This is a genomic window from Bacillus sp. CDB3 (assembly GCF_002081505.1).
GTDB classification, from domain to species: Bacteria; Bacillota; Bacilli; order Bacillales; family Bacillaceae_G; genus Bacillus_A; species Bacillus_A cereus_AT.
Genome location: NZ_ALBR01000072.1, coordinates 1 through 18990, shown reverse-complemented (window position 1 = coordinate 18990; position 18990 = coordinate 1). Strand labels below are relative to the sequence as shown.

Genomic DNA, 18990 nt, shown 5'->3' with positions numbered 1-18990 from the left:
ATGAAGCAGATTTTGTTCATGGATACGACGCTTCGTGATGGCGAACAATCACCAGGAGTTAATTTAAATGAACAAGAGAAATTACAGATTGCAAGGCAACTAGAGAGACTTGGTATTAATGTAATGGAAGCGGGATTCGCAGCAGCTTCTGAAGGTGATTTTCAATCGGTAAAACGTATCGCAAATACCATTCAAAATGCTACGGTTATGAGTTTAGCTAGAGCGAAAGAAAGTGATATTCGAAGAGCCTATGAAGCTGTGAAAGGCGCTGTCTCTCCTCGTTTACACGTATTTTTAGCTACAAGTGACATTCATATGAAATATAAGCTTTGTATGTCAAAAGAAGATGTATTAGATAGCATACATCGCTCGGTTACGCTCGGGAAATCATTATTTCCGACAGTGCAATTTTCAGCAGAAGATGCGACAAGAACATCGAGAGCATTTTTAGCTGAAGCAGTAGAAGTGGCGATTCGTGCAGGAGCGAATGTAATCAATATTCCTGATACAGTTGGATATACGAATCCAGAAGAATATTATTCTCTTTTTAAATACTTACAAGAATCCGTTCCTTCGTATGAAAAAGCAATTTTCTCTTGTCACTGTCACGATGATCTTGGGATGGCAGTAGCGAATTCGTTAGCTGCAGTTGAAGGCGGAGCGTTACAAGTAGAAGGAACGATTAATGGAATTGGAGAAAGAGCGGGGAATGCAGCTCTAGAAGAGGTCGCAGTTGCTCTTCATATTAGAAAAGATTTCTATGAAACAGAGTCTTCTATGACGTTAAAAGAAATTAAAGCGACAAGTACATTAGTAAGTCGTTTAACAGGTATGGTTGTACCAAAAAATAAAGCGATTGTTGGAGCAAATGCATTTGCTCATGAATCAGGTATTCATCAAGACGGTGTTTTAAAAGAAGTGACGACATATGAAATTATTGAACCGGCGCTTATAGGTGAATCTCAAAATCTATTTGTACTTGGAAAACATTCTGGTCGTCATGCATTTACGGAAAAAATGAAAGAACTAGGCTATGAATTTACAAACGAAGAACGAGATGCGGTGTTTGAAGCATTCAAAAAATTGGCTGATCGTAAAAAGGAAATTACAGAAGAAGATTTACGCGCGCTTATGCTGGGCGAAGCAGCATTTTCGGCACAACAATATAGTATTACGCAATTACAAGTACATTTCGTATCCAATAGTACACAGTGTGCAACAGTTGTACTAAAAGATGAGGAAGGAAATATGTATGAAGATGCAGCAACTGGTTCTGGAAGTATAGAAGCAATCTATAATGCAATTCAAAGAATTTTAGGATTAGAATGTGACTTAGCGGATTATCGCATACAATCTATTACGCAAGGTCAAGATGCACTGGCCCATGTACACGTTGAATTAAAAGAAGGAATTCATCAAGTATCAGGTTTTGGTGTTGCACAAGACGTATTAGAGGCATCAGCAAGAGCGTATGTTCATGCGGCTGGAAAATTGAAATCTTTTATAACGCTTGTGAAGTAAATGTTTGATAAGTGAGGAGACTTTTCCTCACTTATCAAATTAAAGTTCTGAAAATTCAGTTAAAGGAGTGTTGAAGTTGGAAAAACGTATTGTTTGTTTAGCGGGTGATGGTGTTGGTCCGGAAATTATGGAAAGTGCGAAGGAAGTATTGCATATGGTAGAGAGGCTATATGGAAATCATTTTTATTTACAAGATGAGTACTTTGGCGGGAGTGCTATCGACTTAACCGGGCAACCATTACCACAGCGAACACTTGCCGCTTGTTTAGCAAGTGATGCGGTTTTACTTGGAGCGGTTGGTGGTCCACGGTGGGATGGTGCGAAAGAAAGGCCAGAGAAAGGATTATTAGCTTTAAGAAAAGGACTTGGTGTATTTGCGAATGTTCGACCTGTAACGGTAGAAAGCGCAACTGCACATTTATCGCCATTAAAAAACGCTGATGAAATTGATTTCGTTGTTGTTCGTGAATTAACAGGCGGTATTTATTTCTCTTATCCGAAAGAACGAACGGATGAAGTAGCAACCGATACACTTACGTATCATCGTCATGAAATTGAACGTATCGTTTCGTATGCTTTTCAATTAGCGAGCAAACGGAAGAAAAAAGTTACATCTATTGATAAGGCGAATGTTTTAGAGTCTAGTAAACTATGGAGAACTGTTACGGAAGAAGTAGCTCTTCGCTATCCAAATGTTGAATTAGAACATATTCTAGTCGATGCAGCCGCTATGGAATTAATTCGTAATCCAGGTCGATTTGACGTTATCGTAACAGAAAATTTATTTGGTGATATTTTAAGTGACGAGGCTTCTGTATTAGCAGGATCGTTAGGAATGCTTCCATCAGCAAGCCACGCTGAAAATGGTCCTTCATTATATGAGCCTATTCACGGATCAGCACCGGATATTGCGGGGAGAAATAAGGCGAACCCAATTGCAATGATGCGTTCTGTTGCAATGATGCTTGGGCAATCATTTGGATTAACGAGAGAAGGGTATGCAATTGAATCCGCAATATCTGCAGTTCTTCAATCTGGAAAATATACAGCAGATATTGGGGGAGATGAGACGACAACTTCATTTACGAAGGCAGTTATTCAAGAGATGGAAGAGCAAGCACTAGTAGGGAGAGGACGATAATGGGAAAAAGATTACTAGATAAGCTTTGGGAGAGACATGTAGTTGCGACAAACGAAAATGGATTGGATTTATTATATATCGATCTTCATCTCGTTCATGAAGTAACGTCACCGCAAGCCTTTGAAGGCTTGCGGCTTACAAATAGAACTGTTCGGAGACCAGAATTAACATTTGCAACGATGGATCATAATATTCCAACGAAAGATGTTTGGAATATTACCGATCGTATTGCGAAGCAGCAATTGGATACACTTCGTGATAATTGTAAACAATTTAAGGTGCGATTAGCTGATATTGGTGATGAAGAGCAAGGAATCGTTCATGTTATCGGGCCGGAACTTGGACTCACGCAACCAGGGAAAACGATTGTTTGTGGTGATAGTCATACAGCAACCCACGGTGCTTTCGGAGCGCTAGCATTTGGTATTGGTACGAGTGAAGTGGAACATGTATTGGCAACTCAAACGTTATGGCAACGAAAACCGAAAGCGATGGGGATTGAATTAAAAGGAAAGTTACAGAAAGGTGTTTATGCAAAGGATATTATTTTGCATCTTCTCTCAAAGTACGGCGTAGCAGTTGGAACCGGATATGTAATGGAATTTTACGGTGAGACGATTCATACTATGGAAATGGAAGAGAGAATGACACTTTGCAATATGGCAATTGAAGGAGGAGCGAAAGCTGGTATCATTGCACCGGATGAAAAAACATTTTCTTATGTAAAAGGGCGTAAATATGCACCGAAAGACTATGGAACTTTTACAGGAAAATGGTCGGAGCTTTATACAGATTCAGATGCAATTTATGATTTACATATTTCGATAGATGTTACGGATTTAGCACCGTATGTTACTTGGGGAACAAATCCTAGTATGGGTGTTCGCATTGATGAAAAATTACCAGAAAAGCATGATGAAAATGATGAAAGAGCATTTTCATATATGGGATTGAGTCCTGGACAAAGCACTTTTGAAATTCCAGTTCAGCATGTCTTCATTGGATCTTGTACAAATTCCAGGCTCTCTGATTTAGAAATTGCCGCATCTGTTGTAAAAGGGAAAAAGGTAAAAGACGGTGTGCGAGCCCTCGTTGTGCCTGGGTCTAAAAGGGTAAGAGAAGCAGCAATGAAAAAAGGATTACATCGCATATTTGAAGAAGCGGGGTTTGAATGGAGAGAGCCTGGATGTTCAATGTGCCTTGGAATGAATCCGGATCAAGTGCCTGAAGGGGAACATTGTGCATCTACTTCAAATCGTAACTTTGAAGGAAGACAAGGAAAAGGAGCACGAACGCATTTAGTTAGCCCAGCAATGGCAGCAGCGGCTGCGTTATATGGTCATTTTGTTGATATTAGAAAGGAGAGTTACGATGGAGCCATTTCGTATTCATAAAGGCACTGCCGCAGTACTTATGAATGACAACATTGATACAGATCAAATTATTCCGAAGCAATATTTAAAGAGAATTGAAAGGACGGGATTTGGACAGTATTTATTTGATGAGTGGCGTTACGATAATGAGCGCCAGGAAAATCCTAATTTTCCTCTTAATGCCCCAGAAAGAAAAGGGGCAAGTATATTAATTACAGGTGATAATTTTGGGTGCGGTTCTTCAAGAGAACATGCTCCGTGGGCACTTGTTGATTATGGCTTCCGCGTTATTATCGCCGGAGGGTTTGCAGATATTTTTTATATGAATTGTATGAAAAATGGTATGTTACCAATTGTAATGGATAAAGTAATGCGAGAACAACTTGCAAAAACTGATGTGAGAGAACAAATAGAAGTAGATTTAGAGAATGAGGTAATTACAACGAATACGCACAGGTTTCATTTTACAATCGAGAAAATGTGGAAAGAAAAATTATTAAATGGTCTAGACGAAATTAGTATTACGATGCAATATGAACAAGAAATTGGAGAGTATGAAAGGGAATTAGCTTTATATTAAGAAATAACGGAATTTTCGAAATGTATTTACATTCGGAATTAAGTGTTATATACTATGTAAAAATCAGAGGAGAAAGGGAGTAAGTATTATGAATATCGTGCAATCTATTAAAATGCTTACACAACTACATCATCATACATAAAACCCTTGAACCTAGCGTGAAAACGTGTAGGTACAAGGGTTATTCCCGTTGTACCTACACTCTACTAAAGAGCCTTGTAGGTATTTTGTCTACAAGGCTCTTTTTATTTTCGGTTTAGGTGAATGAAATAGGCATACATTAGAAAGGGAAAGGTGTGAGAATTTAGATGACAAAATGGAAACGGGCAAACCCAAATGGAACGAGAGACTATTTATTCGAAGAATGTACGTTAATTGAAGAAGTAGAACAAAAATTAAGGCGTACTTTTTTAGAGCGAGGTTATGAAGAAATAAGGACACCGACAATAGAATTTTATGATGTTTTTGCATTTCAAAGCAGGCCGATAGATGAGGAAAAGATGTATAAATTTTTTGATGAAAAGGGGCGGATTATCGTATTACGCCCAGATATGACAATTCCTTTAGCGAGAGTGATGGGAACGCAGAGGTGGGATACTCCGCTTAAACTGACGTATAGCGGGAACGTATTTCGGGCGAATGAGTCCCATTCTGGAAAATATAATGAAATCGTACAAAGTGGTATTGAAATTATCGGGATTGATAATGTAAGAGCTGAAATTGAATGCGTAATAAGTGTTATTCAGGCACTTCAAAAGTTAAAAGTGCAATCTTTTACAATTGAGATTGGGCAAGTGCAGTTATATAAATGTATTGTAAAAAAACTCTCCATTCGTGATGAAGAAGAGAGTGTGCTTAGAACATATATTGAAAGTAAAAATTATGCTGCTCTATCAAATTTTATTAGAGAAAAGAAATTAGATCGATGTGATGAAACAGTAAGATTACTTGAGAAATTGCCAAGGCTATTTGGAAATTTAGAAGTTATTGAGGAAGCAGAAAAACTCGCTTCAAGTAATGAAATGAAAATGGCGATTGCCAGAGTGAAAGAAATATATGAAGCAATTGAAAAACTAGGCTATGGATCTTACATCTCAATTGATTTAGGTATGATTCAACATTTGGATTATTACACAGGTGTTATTTTCAAAGGGTATATATATGAAATTGGAGAAGAAATTGTTAGTGGAGGAAGATATGATGAGTTAATTGGGAATTTTGGAGAGATGCTGCCGGCTGTTGGACTCGCGGTGCAAGTCAATCAAATTGTGAAGGCGCTGCAAGAGCAGCAAGAACCATATGAACGAAAGAGAATAGATATTATGATTCATTATGAGTTAAATAGATTAGCAGAAGCGGAAAGATTACGAAATTTACTTCAAAAGGACGGGAAAAAAGTAGAGCTATCTTTATTCCCTAATTTAAACGACACCTTTCAATTTGCCAGAAAAAATAAAATAGTAACGGTCGTAGAGGCAAAGAACGAATCATTAGTGGAATATGTATGGAAAGAGAAATGGGTATTCCAGAAAGAAGGAGAAACTTCATGCGTAACATTCAAATTGCGTTAACGAAAGGAAGATTAGAGAAGCATGTGATTCCATTGTTTGAGCAGATTGGAATTGATTGTTCGGAGCTCAAAAATAAAGGACGAAAGCTTGTCTTTCAAAGTAGAAATACAGATATCTCATTTATTTTAGTGAAAGCAGTAGATGTTGCTACTTATGTAGAACATGGAGTAGCTGATATTGGGGTCGTTGGAAAAGATATTTTAATGGAAAACGAGAAAGATATTTATGAAATGTTGGATTTAGGAGTAGGCGTGTGTAAGTTTTGTGTTGCTTCTATTCCTACTTATAATCCGAAGAGCTACCGGAAGAAACGCATTGCTACGAAATATCCACATATTACTTCTAACTATTTTCATGATAAAGGGGAGGATGTAGAGATTATAAAAATAGAAGGTTCTGTAGAAATCGCTCCTATTCTTGGATTGGCAGATGCGATTGTTGATATTGTTGAAACAGGAAAAACATTACAAGAAAATGGACTCATTGTATTTGAGGAAATGTGTTCTATATCTGCTCGAATGATTGTAAATAAGGCTGCATTAAAAACTAAAAAAGACGAAATATTCAGTGTTGTAAATATGATGGAGCAAGAAATTTTGTCAGGAAAATAGGGGGACTTGTAATGGAGATAATTTATGAAAATTTCCAAAAGGCGTTATCGAAAATAAAATTGCTACGAGAAAACGCTAATATAATAGAAGGAACTGTTCAAAGAAGTGTAAGCGAAATCGTTCAAAATGTAAGGGAGAGTAAAGATAAGGCCCTATCTTTTTATACAAAAAAGTTTGATGGTGTGGAGATTAAAGAGTTTTGTGTAAGTGAGGAAGAAATAAAACAAGCGAGTATGTTTGTAGAGAATTCATTTTTAGAAGCGTTAAAAGAGGCGAAGAAAAACATTATTTCGTATCACGAAAAGCAAAAAAGGCAATCAATATTCGACTGCACGAGTGAAGGCATCATTAGAGGACAAATCATTCGGCCTTTAGAAAATGTAGGGGTATATGTGCCAGGCGGAACTGCTTCGTATCCTTCGTCAGTATTAATGAATGTATTGCCAGCAAAACTCGCTGGTGTGAAAAAGATTGTAATGGTAACACCACCAAGGCAAGGAGGAATTGATCCACATATTTTAGTTGCTGCAAGCCTTGCAGGAGTAGATGAAATTTATACGATAGGTGGTGCGCAAGCAATTGCTGCTTTAGCATACGGGACGGAATCGATTCCTAAAGTGGATAAAATAGTTGGACCAGGAAATTTGTACGTCGCTCTAGCAAAACGAGAAGTATACGGAAGAGTAAATATCGATATGATTGCTGGACCATCAGAAATTGTAGTTATTGCTGATGAAACCGGCAATGCAAAATATATTGCTGCTGATTTATTATCACAAGCGGAGCATGACGAGAGAGCAACAGCAATTTGCATTACAACGAGTATAGGGTTAGCAAAAGAAATAGAAAGAGAGGTAGAAAGACAGCTAGCAACATTACCAAGAAGTGAAATCGCTCGTGAATCGATAAATAGAAATGGAGCTATCTTTATCGTTTCTTCTTTAGATGAGGCACTTCAATTATCGAATGAAATCGCTCCAGAACATTTAGAGTTACATATAAAAGAACCCATGAATGCTCTAGCTTGTGTGAAACATGCAGGATCTATCTTTCTTGGACCATATGCACCGGAACCGCTCGGTGATTATTTAGCAGGACCGAATCATGTGTTACCGACAAGTGGAACGGCAAGGTTTTTCTCACCGTTATCAGTCGATGATTTCGTGAAAAAATCAAGCTTTCTGTCTTATACGGAGGAAGCGTTAAGAGATGTACAACATCATATTGTAGAACTTGCCAATAAAGAAGGGCTACATGCGCATGCGAGAGCAATTCAAATAAGATTTGAGGAGGAAGAATAATGCGTGAGTCCAGTCAAACACGTGAGACGAAAGAAACAAAAATAATATTAAGTTTGCAGCTTGATGAAGGCAAGAGCGTTTCTGTACAAACGGGAGTTGGATTTTTTGATCATATGCTAACTTTATTTGCAAGGCATGGAAGATTCGGTTTACAAGTGGAGGCGGAAGGCGATGTATTCGTTGATGCGCATCATACAGTTGAAGATGTTGGAATTGTACTCGGAAATTGTTTGAAAGAAGCATTGCAAAATAAAGAGGGGATTAATCGTTATGGCTCCGCATATGTACCGATGGATGAATCTTTAGGTTTTGTCGCAATTGATATTAGCGGGCGCTCATATATTGTATTTCAAGGAGAGTTAACGAATCCGAAGCTAGGGGATTTTGATACAGAACTAACAGAAGAATTTTTTAGAGCTGTTGCTCATGCTGCCAATATTACATTACATGCTCGCATTTTATACGGAAGCAATACACATCACAAAATTGAAGCGTTATTTAAAGCGTTTGGTAGAGCGCTTAGAGAAGCAGTCGAAAGAAATGCCAACATTACTGGTGTAAATTCAACGAAAGGGATGTTGTAATTGATTGCTATTATAGATTATGGAATGGGAAATATTCGTAGTGTAGAACAAGCATTAAAATATATTGGAGCAGAGTACATCGTAACGAGTGATAAAGAAGAGATTTTTAGAAGTGATGGAGTGATTTTACCAGGGGTAGGTGCATTTCCAAAAGCGATGGATGTATTGGAAGAAAAAGATTTAGTGCGTGTGTTACAAGAAGTTGGGAGTTCAGGAAAACCGCTTCTAGGCATTTGCTTAGGAATGCAGCTTTTATTTGAAAAAAGTGAGGAGTTACAAGACTGTAACGGATTGAATTTATTACCAGGTATCATTCGGAAATTAAAAGTTCCGTATAAAATTCCACATATGGGATGGAATGAGTTAAAGAAAGAGGGAGAAATAGCGCTTTGGAATGGAGTAGAGGACGGTTCTTTCGTATATTATGTCCACTCTTATTATGCAGATTGTTCGAATGAAATTGTGTATGGGATAAGTGAATATGGAGTGAAAGTACCTGGTTTTGTAGCCAAAGGAAATATATACGGCGCACAGTTTCATCCTGAAAAAAGCGGTGACATAGGAATGCAAATGTTGAAAAATTTCAAAGGGGTGGTAGAAGCATGGAAATCTTCCCAGCTATCGATTTAAAAGAGGGGCGATGCGTTAGACTTTATCAAGGAGAGTTTAGTAAAGAAACAGTAATGAATGAAGATCCGGTTGCGCAAGCGATTATATTCGAAAAATTGGGAGCGAAAACACTACACGTTGTTGATTTAGATGGTGCAATTGTTGGCGAGTCAGTAAATTTGCTCGTTATTGAAAGAATTTGCAAGGCAGTACGTATTCCTGTGCAAGTTGGAGGAGGAATTCGATCACTTGTAGCGGTAGAGAAGTTATTGTCAGTAGGTGTAGATAAAGTGATTTTAGGAACAGCTGCTCTTTATGATAAGGCATTTTTAGAAGAAGCAGTTCTTCTATATAAAGAAAAAATCATTGTTGGTATTGATGCGAAAAATGGTTTCGTTGCAACGAGAGGCTGGCTTGATGTGTCTGAAATTTCTTACATTTATTTAGCAAAGCAAATGGAGAATGTAGGTGTTCAAACGATTGTGTTTACAGACATTTCGAAAGACGGGACACTTGCAGGGCCGAATATAGAGCAATTGGAGTTACTACAAAAAAGCGTTGCTATTCGTCTTATTGCTTCTGGAGGAGTGGCATCTATTCAAGATGTGAAAAAGTTAAATGATATGAATATATACGGCGTCATAATTGGTAAGGCTCTTTACGAGAAAACGATTGATTTAGAAGAAGTGTTAGAGGTAACAAAGTTATGTTAGCGAAACGTATTATTCCATGTCTAGATGTAAAAGAAGGGCGAGTTGTAAAGGGGGTAAATTTTATAGGGTTACAAGACGTCGGTGATCCTGTTGAAATAGCTGCTTTATATAATAATGCGGGAGCAGATGAAATCGTATTTTTGGATATTACGGCAACGCATGAAGGACGAAAAACGATTATAGATGTTGTAGAAAAAACAGCTTCAAAAGTATTTATTCCTCTTACAGTTGGCGGGGGGATTTCAAGTGTTAAAGATATGTACAATTTACTAAGAGCTGGAGCAGATAAAGTTTCAATCAACTCAGCAGCAGTACGAAATCCAAAATTAATCGAAGAAGGGGCAGAACACTTTGGCTCACAATGTATTGTCGTAGCAATTGATGCTAGAAAAGTAGCAGAAGGTAAGTGGAATGTATATGTGAACGGCGGAAGAGTTGATACGGGAATGGATGCAATCAGGTGGGCAAAGCGCGTTACCGAGCTAGGCGCAGGCGAAATTTTATTAACGAGTATGGATGCAGATGGAACGAAAAACGGATATGACCTTCGTTTAACAGAAGAAATTTCAAAAAGTGTTTCCGTACCAGTTATTGCGTCAGGCGGATGTGGTCATGCTGATCACATTATAGAAGTCTTTCAAAAGACAACAGTTGATGCAGCACTTGCGGCATCAATCTTTCATTATGGTGAGGCGACAGTGCAGGACGTAAAGAGAAAATTAAGAAATGCAAATGTTGAGGTGCGGTTATGAAACCTAACTTTTCAAAAGGATTAATACCGGCAGTTGTCATCGAAGAGGATACGAAAGAAGTTTTAATGCTAGCTTATATGAATGAAGAAGCGTATGAAAAGACGCTAGAAACGAAAAGAACATGGTTTTATTCTCGTTCAAGAAGGTCGTTATGGAATAAAGGAGAAACATCAGGTAATGTCCAATATGTTCAGTCACTTTATTTAGACTGTGATCAAGATTCAATCGTTGTTGTCGTAAAGCAAATAGGGCCTGCTTGCCATACGGGAGAAAAAACGTGTTTTCATTATAAAATTATATAGGGGGGTACATATGGAAGATATCCTTAAGTTATTATTTGAAACAATTGAAGAACGAAAGAAAAATCCACTCTCTGAATCATATACGAATTATTTATTTTCAAAAGGTGAAGATAAAATTTTAAAGAAAATTGGTGAGGAGTGCACCGAAGTAATTATCGCGTCTAAAAATAATGATAAAGAAGAACTAGTAAAAGAAATGGTTGATGTGTTCTATCACTGTTTTGTTCTATTAGCTGAAAAAAATATTTCATTAGAAGATGTCATGCAAGAAGTGAAAGAAAGACATGGAAAGCTTTCGAGAGTAGGAGATCGAAAAGAAATAGATACATTATAAGGGGGGGAATATGGATGAAAGTGGACTATCACCTTCATTTAGAAGAAGGGCCTTATTCAATAGGCTGGCTTGCTAAAATAAATGATGCACTACAATATTATGAACCGCTTAAAGAGGATAAACATTCAATAGGCTGGCTTATGAAAACACAAGAACGCCTGCAAAAACGTGTGAAGGAAGGCCCATTTACATCGAAATGGATTGATTTATATTTAGAAGAGGCATTGCGAAAAGGGATAAAAGAAGTTGGCATTGTCGATCATTTATATCGTTTTCACGAGGCGAAAGGATATTATGAAAAATATGTAGATATTAGTGATTCGAAACTCGGTCGTTTACAGAAGGAGTGGCTAGACCAAGTAAGAGTAACGTCTCTTTATGATTTTACAAAGGCGATTGAAGAGGCAAAAGAGCGATGGAGTAAACGAGGGGTAACGCTCAAACTTGGAATTGAAGCGGATTATTTTATCGGCGGCGAACAAGAGTTAAAAGAGTTACTAGCATTAGGAGACTTTGATTATGTAATCGGTTCAGTCCATTTTATAGAGGGATGGGGATTTGATAATCCAGATACGAAAGAGTATTTTGGTAAGCATGAGTTACATACTTTATATCATACGTTTTTCGCTACAGTTGAAAGTGCCGTTCGTTCGGAGCTATTTGATATAATAGCTCATCTTGATAACATAAAAGTATTTAATTACCGGTTAGATGAGAATGAACAGCTTTCTTATTATAAGGAAATTGCGCGTGCGTTAGTAGAAACGAATACCGCAACAGAAATAAATGCAGGATTGTATTATCGCTATCCTGTGCGCGAAATGTGTCCAAGTCCGCTTTATTTACAAGTATTAGCTAACCATGGAGTTCCGATTACTCTCTCCTCAGATGCCCATTATCCGAATGATTTAGGAAAATATGTGGAAGAAAATATAAAGACATTACGCAATCATGATATTTCTCACGTAGCTACATTTACGAAACGAGTAAGAACGATGAGATTGCTTGAAGAAGAAGTAACAATTTCAAAATAAAAACGATTTTTTGATGAAAACCACCTTTTTTGTTCAAAATAAGGAAGAGTCAAAAGGAGGGTGAAAAATGGTGAAACAACAAAATAAACAAAACGTACAAGCGGCAGATCAAGCTTATACTTCTGAAACGAATACTACAGCTAACTCAGTTATCGAGGAACAAATTAGCGATACAGTTGCAGAAGGCACAATCGATGCAAAGCTTGGACAAGAATCGCAAGAGAAAGCATAAGAAGAGGGGAGAGATGAATCTCCTCTTTTCTTATGGATAAAAAAGTGTCGATTTTCAAAACTATAATCAAATTCCTTGGTTTTTATATGTGGATTTCTTACAATGAAATATAAGAGATATCTTATTTTGTATAGAAGAGGTGTTAGTAGTGGCGAAAATATTAGTAGCAGGGAAAATTCCAGAAATCGGATTAGAACTATTAAAGGATCATGATGTAGAAATGTATGATAAAGAAGAATTAATTTCTTTAGATGAATTAACAGAGCGTGTAAAAGATAAAGATGCATTGTTAAGCTTACTTTCTACAAAGGTGACGAAAGAAGTTATTGATGCGGCACCTCATTTAAAGATTGTTGCAAACTACGGTGCTGGTTACGATAATATTGATTTCACTTATGCAGGTGAAAAAGGAATTGCAGTATCGAATACACCGAAAGTATCAACTGAAGCGACAGCAGAATTAACATTTGCACTTCTTTTAGCAGCTGCACGGAGAATCCCTGAAGGTGATACGTTATGTCGTACAACTGGATTTAACGGATGGGCACCGTTATTCTTCTTGGGCCGCGAAGTACACGGTAAGACAATCGGAATTATTGGCCTTGGAGAAATCGGGAAGGCAGTTGCAAAGCGTGCGAAAGCATTTGGAATGAATGTTTTATATACAGGACCAAATCGAAAGCCTGAAGCTGAAAGTGAACTGGAAGCAACATACGTAACGTTGGAAGAATTATTACAAACAGCGGACTTTATTACAATTAACTGTGCGTATAGTCCGAAATTACATCATATGATTGGTGAAGAACAGTTTAAAATGATGAAGAAAACAGCATATATTATAAATGCTTCACGTGGACCAATTATGCATGAATCAGCACTTGCTCATGCACTAAAAACGAATGAAATTGAAGGTGCAGCTCTTGACGTATTTGAATTTGAACCGAAAATTACAGAAGAGCTAAAAGGATTAAAGAATGTAGTACTTGCTCCTCACGTAGGAAATGCAACATTCGAAACTCGTGATGCGATGGCTGAAATGGCAGTGAGAAATATTTTAGCTGTATTAAACGATGAAGAACCTGTAACACCTGTAAATCAAAAATTATTAGTTACAAAATAAAAAGAACCTTCCATATTCGGAAGGTTTCTTTTTATTTTTCTTTATTCGCTTTTTTAGACGGTCTTTGTCTAATGAATTGAGATAGCATATACAAAATATATAGTGGAATAGCAATGAATAAGAAAACAGAAAAATTACCGAACCCTGTTTGATACATTGTGATAATGATCCCAATTAAAAATAATGTAATAATTATGCTATATCGTGGAATTGGTACATCTTTTAAACTTGGGATACGAATTCGACTCACCATTAAAAATGCGAACGTTACAAATACTGTAATAAGAACGATTTTTGGAATGGTATGTGAAAATAATGTTAGGAAAGCGACAAGCCCTCCTGCTGCAGTAATCGGAACTCCAGTGAAATATTTCATAGAAGTAGATGATGGTGTTACATTAAATCGTGCTAAGCGATATGCTCCGAACAGTGGGAATAATCCCGCTATGTATAGTCCAATGATTCCGTAGTTGGAGAAAGATGTGTAATACATTAACACAGCAGGTGCCGCGCCAAACGTTACAACATCTGCGAGTGAATCAAGCTCTTTTCCCATTTGTGAATCAACGCGTAATAAACGAGCAACACGACCGTCAAGACTATCTAACATCATCCCGATAAGTACTAAAATAGCAGCTGATTTATAATATCCTAAAGATGCATAGCCGATTGACAAAAATCCGCTATATAAATTTCCGAGCGTAAATAAGTTTGGAATAGCTGCTCTATACAAAATCTGATCCCTTGCTTTCTGTAATAAATTCTTAATTAGTGTATGAAAGTTTACTTATTTTATCATACCATAAATTTCTTCCTCATACGAAAGAAATTCCCAATTTGTGAAAGATTGTATAGAAGAGAAATTTGAAAAATAAGTAAAAAAAAGGGAAGCAACTTTTGTAAAGTTGCTTCCTACACTATTCAAATTTCGTTGTCATCGTTCCGGTTTTATATCGATTGTTAGGATCAAATCGTAATAAATCTCCATAAATGAGTTTGTCGGATAATTTTAATTCTGTTTTTGCTTTTTCAATATAAGGCTGACATAGTGTTAAATCAGCTTCTTCACCTGTGCTTCTTTTATAGCACATATTTTTTGTATAAACATAATCTTCCGAAACAAAACTGCCGTCCCGCATTACCATAAGAGGGTCTTTTTCTTTCGTAAATAAGTCTGTTCCAAATTCTACGGATTGATTTGTTTTAATACCAAGTAAATGAAGTAACGTTGGTTTAATATCAATTTGACCAGATACTTTAGAGATGACTTTTCCTTCTTGGCCAGGCACATGAATAATGAGAGGGACGCGTTGTAATTGCATAGAATCAAACGGTGTAATAGCGTCTTTCCCAAGGAACTGAGCCATAGCTGCATTATGATTTTCAGAAATGCCGTAATGATCACCATAAATGACAATAACGGAATTATCATACAGTCCTTCGTCTTTCAATTGTTTAATAAATAATTTAAGAGCTTCATCCGTGTATCGAACGGTTGGGAAGTAGCGATTTAAAACACCACTTTCGGAATTAAATTCATCAACATATTGATCTTCTGGATTTAGAAGAAATGGAAAATGGTTTGTTAACGTAATAAATTTCGTATAGAACGGTTGTGGTAAAGATTTTAACTTTGGAATAGATTGCTCAAAGAACTCTTTATCTTTTAATCCCCAACCGACAGACATTTGTTCCGTTCCTACGTAATCATTTAAATTAAAGTAACGATCATATCCAAGCGCAGGGTACATTACATCACGATTCCAAAACGTTTTATCGTTTGAATGGAAGACAGCAGAAGAATATCCGTATTTCTTTAATTGTTCTGGTGTGGCAGTGTATTCATTTGTTGCATGAGTAAAGAATACAGAACCACGGTCTAACGGATAAAGGGAATTTTCAACGATAAATTCAGCATCAGAAGTTTTACCTTGTCCCGTTTGATGATAGAAGTTATCGAAATAAAAACTATCTTTAATAAACTCATTTAAAAATGGAGTAATCTCTTTTCCATTTATTTTTTTATTAATAACAAAACTTTGTGTAGATTCCATTGAAATTAAAATTACATTTTTACCTTTTGCAGCTCCAAATAAGTTTTTATCAACTTGTTTATCTTTTGAGTCTGTATAGTTTTTAATTTCAGAGAAGCCGTCTCCACTTGCAAATACACGCTCAGCTGAAGACTTAGATTGAAGTGTAATATCAAATAGATGATATGTGTATAGCCCTAAATTTTTCACGACAGTTTGACGATCAAATGAGCGTGAGAACATTTGTGGTTTATATATAACTGAAACAACAATTTGTAGTGCTAGTAATACTGTTACACCGCTAAAGAAAGTTCGCTTCTCAGAGCGAGAAAGTGGTGTTTTATCACCAAATGATGGGAATTTACGCGAAATAAACATTAAAATAATTGCGTCTGCAAATAAAAGTAATGTTTTATACGTAAAGAGTTCTTTTATACTCGTCCCTAAGTCAGCCATATTATTTGTTTGGAATAAAACAGGGAAAGTAACAAAATCGTTATAGAACCCGTAAAACATTGCATTTCCAAATAAAATAAATGACAGTATAAAACTAATTACAATAATAATTCGGTTTCGGTACTTAGATGCAAGTAAAGCGAAACCAAAAAATAAAAGTAACGAAGCTAGTGGGTTAATAAAAAGCATAAATTCTTCAAAGAAGTTATCAATTCTAATATCAAATGCTAGCTTGTACACAATATATGTTTTTATCCATAATAAAACGACTGCAACTAGTGCAAATCGCAGTTTTGGAAACAGATTTTGTAGCATAATATACTCCTCTCCTAAAAGCATGACAGTTCTTGTGAGCCGGTTTGATTAGCGCCTCATTTTATATATACGAACAGTCCTTTATTATTATGATTATTATAACTATGAGTATAGTATAATAAAGTCAATATTCCTTGATATATTAAGGTTTATTTAGTTTGATTTGCTTATTTGCAAACATTTTGCAAACAATGATTATCCAAAGATACTTTTGCCGAAGTTTTTAACAGCTTTTTTTTGCATGTTTGGCAATATGTGTGAATAAATCCTCAAGGTCATTGAAATGTCTGTATGACCTAATCTTTCGCTTATAATCTTTGGATTGACTCCTTGTTTTAATAATAAGGTTGCATGTGTATGTCTTACATCATGAAATCTTATTTCTTTTATACCTGCTTTTTTAATAATTTTTTTGAAATGAGCTCTAAAAGTACATCTCTTTAAAACTTCTCCCAGTTCATTGCAATTAATTAAATCTAAATCTCTATAAGCAGAACCTAAGCGTAATTTCTCCTTATTAACTTGTGTGCGGTATTTTTTTAGAGTTTCTATAGTTTTTGCGGGCACAGGAATCGTACGCTTGGATGATTTGTTTTTTGCAGTTAATTTAACTTTGTTATCAAAGCCAATAGTTTGATTGATTGTAACAGTGCTGTTTTTAAAATCAACATCTTGCCATCGTAAACCAAGAACTTCTCCTAAACGCATACCTGTAGTAATTGCAATGACATAGCCGATATGGTATCGTGTATCTTGTGAATGAAATAAAAAACTCTTTACTTCTTCCTCTGTCCATGGCTGGATAGAGGATTTTTCTTTTTTTGGTATTTCAGCAAAGTTAGCCGGGTTTTTGGTAATAAAATTTTGTTTTACTGCTAAATTAAGAGCGCTCTTTAAAATTTTATGCATGAGAAGAATGGAGTTGTTAGCGATACCTTTCTCTATTGTGACCTTATAGCATTTTTGAATGTGTATTGCATTTAATTTATGGAGTGAAACCATCCCGATAGTTGGTAAAAGATATGCATTGATATAGGCTTTATAAGAAACATACGTACGGTGCTCTAAACTCATTTTTTTACTTCTAACCATTCTAATAAATATGCCTTTAAAGTAATTTTATAAGGTTCTACAAAATTCCCTTCATTTAACTCCGTAATTTTTTTTGCTACATCAGCATGTGCTTCTTTTTTGTTTTATAACCAGAAAACCATTTCGCCTGCGTTTTCCAGTTTCTGGATCATGTCCGATGTCAATCACGATACACCATCTTGTTCCTCTTTTTCGAATATGTCTTTTCACTTATAACACTCCTTCATCTTATATTGAATCGTGTTGTGTAGATCTAGTTGTAATTTTGCTGCTATGAATATTGCATAGTTGGACATATCAGCGATGGATATATTTTACCATATCTAGATAAAGAAGAAAGTTAGTATAAAAATGAATTTTTGTAAAAACAACAGGTTATAGAGTAGCATGAAATATCTATTAAGAACCTGTCTAGAATCTTTTTAATAAAATCGCCACGCCTGCCAAATAAGCAACTCTGTCTACTATTTTCAAGTGTTCGTTCACAGTTCTTCCATAGTCTGCGGTAATTTTCCAACCAAGCAAAAGTTCGTTCCACAATCCAGCGTTTTGGTAACACGACAAACTTGTGAAGTTCAGAGCGTTTCATAACTTCAACTGAACAATCAATCGTTTCTTTTATCGATTGTGCAAAAGATGGGCCTGTGTACCCACCATCACAAAGTATATTTGTCACTTTGTCCAATGCTTTCTTATGCCTTTCACACATTTGGAGGGCACCCTCTCGGTCTGTTATATTTGAGGTGGTACAGTAAAACTGGAACACAGTATAGAGATAAATTATTCTATATGAAGAGGTGTTTCAGATGAAAAAACAGTATGATGAAATGTTTAAAAGACAATGTGTTGAATTGGTGATCAAAGAAGGTCGTTCTATTTCAAGTATCCAGAGAGAATTTGACTTGGGTAACGGAACTCTAAATGTATGGATTAAAAAATATTCTACACAGATTTCCTCCTATGAAAGCAATGAACTGGAAGAACTACGTTCTTTACGAAGAGAAAGCCAGGCGTTAAAAAAGGAAAATGAATTTCTAAAAAAGGCGGCAACCTTCTTTGCCAGCAACCAAAACTAACACGCTTTCAGTTTATAAGACAATATAATCAAATATTTGGAGTGCGCTGGCTTTGCCATCGATTACAAGTGTCTGTTAGTGGTTTTTACGACTATATTCATCGTAAACCCACTGAAAATCAGAAAAAACGTAAAAAGACAGCGGTTTATATTGTCATGCAATTTAAATGTTTAAAAGGAAGAATGGGGTATCGAAAGTTGTACCGTTATCTTGTAAACAAGGGAGTCAAGGTTACGTTGC

General features: G+C 36.2%; 20 protein-coding genes and 2 pseudogenes. 18 read left to right on the top strand and 4 right to left on the bottom strand.

Going from position 1 to position 18990, the window contains the following annotated elements; translation table 11 throughout:
* The 16 genes from leuA (at position 1) to CDB3_RS17210 (ending at position 13778) form a co-directional block, all read left to right on the top strand.
* Complete coding sequence (gene leuA, locus CDB3_RS17285) at positions 1–1521, top strand: 2-isopropylmalate synthase (RefSeq protein ID WP_128855350.1); 1521 nt, start codon at positions 1–3, stop codon at positions 1519–1521.
* 76 nt (positions 1522–1597) lie between these two features.
* The gene (gene leuB, locus CDB3_RS17280) at positions 1598–2662 is read left to right on the top strand and encodes a 3-isopropylmalate dehydrogenase (RefSeq protein ID WP_128855349.1); all 1065 of its coding nucleotides are present in this window, start codon (positions 1598–1600) and stop codon (positions 2660–2662) included.
* Positions 2662–4056: a 3-isopropylmalate dehydratase large subunit gene (gene leuC, locus CDB3_RS17275; RefSeq protein ID WP_128855348.1), complete on the top strand. Its 1395-nt coding sequence runs from the start codon at positions 2662–2664 to the stop codon at positions 4054–4056. Before leuB ends, leuC begins: the two co-directional genes overlap by 1 nt.
* Positions 4034–4615: a 3-isopropylmalate dehydratase small subunit gene (gene leuD, locus CDB3_RS17270; protein WP_128855347.1), complete on the top strand. Its 582-nt coding sequence runs from the start codon at positions 4034–4036 to the stop codon at positions 4613–4615. Before leuC ends, leuD begins: the two co-directional genes overlap by 23 nt.
* Positions 4616–4923: 308 nt before the next feature.
* Positions 4924–6186, top strand: coding sequence for an ATP phosphoribosyltransferase regulatory subunit (hisZ, locus tag CDB3_RS17265; protein ID WP_097831796.1), 1263 nt, complete (start codon positions 4924–4926; stop codon positions 6184–6186).
* A complete protein-coding gene (gene hisG, locus CDB3_RS17260) occupies positions 6162–6797 on the top strand; it encodes an ATP phosphoribosyltransferase (RefSeq protein ID WP_128855346.1) in 636 nt (211 codons plus the stop codon). Before hisZ ends, hisG begins: the two co-directional genes overlap by 25 nt.
* A gap of 11 nt (positions 6798–6808) precedes the next feature.
* Complete coding sequence (gene hisD / locus CDB3_RS17255; RefSeq protein ID WP_128855345.1) at positions 6809–8098, top strand: histidinol dehydrogenase; 1290 nt, start codon at positions 6809–6811, stop codon at positions 8096–8098.
* Positions 8098–8682 (top strand): imidazoleglycerol-phosphate dehydratase HisB, encoded by a 585-nt coding sequence (gene hisB, locus CDB3_RS17250; protein ID WP_128855344.1) that lies wholly within the window; start codon positions 8098–8100, stop codon positions 8680–8682. The genes hisD and hisB overlap by 1 nt, the downstream gene beginning before the upstream one ends.
* A complete protein-coding gene (gene hisH, locus CDB3_RS17245) occupies positions 8683–9312 on the top strand; it encodes an imidazole glycerol phosphate synthase subunit HisH (RefSeq protein ID WP_097831792.1) in 630 nt (209 codons plus the stop codon).
* A complete protein-coding gene (hisA, locus tag CDB3_RS17240) occupies positions 9285–10004 on the top strand; it encodes a 1-(5-phosphoribosyl)-5-[(5-phosphoribosylamino)methylideneamino]imidazole-4-carboxamide isomerase (RefSeq protein WP_128855343.1) in 720 nt (239 codons plus the stop codon). Before hisH ends, hisA begins: the two co-directional genes overlap by 28 nt.
* On the top strand, positions 9998–10756 hold the full coding sequence (gene hisF, locus CDB3_RS17235; protein WP_128855342.1) for an imidazoleglycerol phosphate synthase cyclase subunit: 759 nt from the start codon (positions 9998–10000) through the stop codon (positions 10754–10756). The genes hisA and hisF overlap by 7 nt, the downstream gene beginning before the upstream one ends.
* Complete coding sequence (hisI, locus tag CDB3_RS17230) at positions 10753–11058, top strand: phosphoribosyl-AMP cyclohydrolase (protein ID WP_097831789.1); 306 nt, start codon at positions 10753–10755, stop codon at positions 11056–11058. The genes hisF and hisI overlap by 4 nt, the downstream gene beginning before the upstream one ends.
* 10 nt (positions 11059–11068) lie before the next feature.
* Positions 11069–11392 carry a phosphoribosyl-ATP diphosphatase gene (gene hisE / locus CDB3_RS17225; RefSeq protein WP_097831788.1) on the top strand — a complete coding sequence of 108 codons (324 nt, stop codon included), beginning with the start codon at positions 11069–11071 and terminating at the stop codon, positions 11390–11392.
* A 14-nt stretch (positions 11393–11406) separates the two neighbouring features.
* A complete protein-coding gene (locus CDB3_RS17220) occupies positions 11407–12426 on the top strand; it encodes a histidinol phosphate phosphatase domain-containing protein (protein ID WP_097831787.1) in 1020 nt (339 codons plus the stop codon).
* A 67-nt stretch (positions 12427–12493) separates the two neighbouring features.
* Positions 12494–12658 (top strand): YozQ family protein, encoded by a 165-nt coding sequence (locus CDB3_RS17215; protein ID WP_128855341.1) that lies wholly within the window; start codon positions 12494–12496, stop codon positions 12656–12658.
* Between the two features lie 148 nt (positions 12659–12806).
* Positions 12807–13778, top strand: coding sequence for an NAD(P)-dependent oxidoreductase (locus tag CDB3_RS17210; RefSeq protein ID WP_256869866.1), 972 nt, complete (start codon positions 12807–12809; stop codon positions 13776–13778).
* 31 nt (positions 13779–13809) lie between these two features.
* On the opposite strand, the gene pssA is transcribed toward CDB3_RS17210, so the two are convergent.
* The 4 genes and pseudogenes from pssA to CDB3_RS17190 form a co-directional block, all read right to left on the bottom strand.
* Positions 13810–14511, bottom strand: coding sequence for a CDP-diacylglycerol--serine O-phosphatidyltransferase (gene pssA, locus CDB3_RS17205; protein ID WP_044739224.1), 702 nt, complete (start codon positions 14509–14511; stop codon positions 13810–13812).
* Between the two features lie 184 nt (positions 14512–14695).
* A complete protein-coding gene (locus tag CDB3_RS17200) occupies positions 14696–16582 on the bottom strand; it encodes an LTA synthase family protein (protein WP_002086724.1) in 1887 nt (628 codons plus the stop codon).
* Positions 16583–16777: 195 nt separating this feature from the next.
* Positions 16778–17884, bottom strand: a pseudogene (locus tag CDB3_RS17195) (tyrosine-type recombinase/integrase).
* A gap of 130 nt (positions 17885–18014) precedes the next feature.
* A complete protein-coding gene (locus CDB3_RS17190; RefSeq protein WP_372708547.1) occupies positions 18015–18383 on the bottom strand; it encodes a transposase in 369 nt (122 codons plus the stop codon).
* A 97-nt stretch (positions 18384–18480) separates the two neighbouring features.
* Between CDB3_RS17190 and CDB3_RS17185 the strand changes: the two genes are divergently transcribed.
* Both CDB3_RS17185 and CDB3_RS32425 read left to right on the top strand, forming a co-directional pair.
* Positions 18481–18750, top strand: a complete 270-nt coding sequence (locus CDB3_RS17185) for a transposase (RefSeq protein WP_128855338.1) — start codon at positions 18481–18483, stop codon at positions 18748–18750.
* Between the two features lie 41 nt (positions 18751–18791).
* Positions 18792–18990, top strand: a pseudogene (locus CDB3_RS32425) (IS3 family transposase); the annotation flags it as partial.

What these genes read in the sequence shown, in the direction of transcription:
- hisI (WP_097831789.1), top strand. Translation starts at nt 10,753, where the DNA reads ATGAAACCTAACTTTTCAAAAGGATTAATACCGGCAGTTGTCATCGAA.
- hisD (WP_128855345.1), top strand. Translation starts at nt 6,809, where the DNA reads ATGGAGATAATTTATGAAAATTTCCAAAAGGCGTTATCGAAAATAAAA.
- hisB (WP_128855344.1), top strand. Translation starts at nt 8,098, where the DNA reads ATGCGTGAGTCCAGTCAAACACGTGAGACGAAAGAAACAAAAATAATA.
- hisF (WP_128855342.1), top strand. Translation starts at nt 9,998, where the DNA reads ATGTTAGCGAAACGTATTATTCCATGTCTAGATGTAAAAGAAGGGCGA.
- CDB3_RS17190 (WP_372708547.1), bottom strand. Translation starts at nt 18,383, where the DNA reads ATGTGTGAAAGGCATAAGAAAGCATTGGACAAAGTGACAAATATACTT.
- hisA (WP_128855343.1), top strand. Translation starts at nt 9,285, where the DNA reads ATGGAAATCTTCCCAGCTATCGATTTAAAAGAGGGGCGATGCGTTAGA.
- CDB3_RS17215 (WP_128855341.1), top strand. Translation starts at nt 12,494, where the DNA reads ATGGTGAAACAACAAAATAAACAAAACGTACAAGCGGCAGATCAAGCT.
- leuC (WP_128855348.1), top strand. Translation starts at nt 2,662, where the DNA reads ATGGGAAAAAGATTACTAGATAAGCTTTGGGAGAGACATGTAGTTGCG.
- CDB3_RS17185 (WP_128855338.1), top strand. Translation starts at nt 18,481, where the DNA reads ATGAAAAAACAGTATGATGAAATGTTTAAAAGACAATGTGTTGAATTG.
- hisG (WP_128855346.1), top strand. Translation starts at nt 6,162, where the DNA reads ATGCGTAACATTCAAATTGCGTTAACGAAAGGAAGATTAGAGAAGCAT.
- CDB3_RS17220 (WP_097831787.1), top strand. Translation starts at nt 11,407, where the DNA reads ATGAAAGTGGACTATCACCTTCATTTAGAAGAAGGGCCTTATTCAATA.
- hisE (WP_097831788.1), top strand. Translation starts at nt 11,069, where the DNA reads ATGGAAGATATCCTTAAGTTATTATTTGAAACAATTGAAGAACGAAAG.
- CDB3_RS17200 (WP_002086724.1), bottom strand. Translation starts at nt 16,582, where the DNA reads ATGCTACAAAATCTGTTTCCAAAACTGCGATTTGCACTAGTTGCAGTC.
- leuA (WP_128855350.1), top strand. Translation starts at nt 1, where the DNA reads ATGAAGCAGATTTTGTTCATGGATACGACGCTTCGTGATGGCGAACAA.
- leuD (WP_128855347.1), top strand. Translation starts at nt 4,034, where the DNA reads ATGGAGCCATTTCGTATTCATAAAGGCACTGCCGCAGTACTTATGAAT.
- hisZ (WP_097831796.1), top strand. Translation starts at nt 4,924, where the DNA reads ATGACAAAATGGAAACGGGCAAACCCAAATGGAACGAGAGACTATTTA.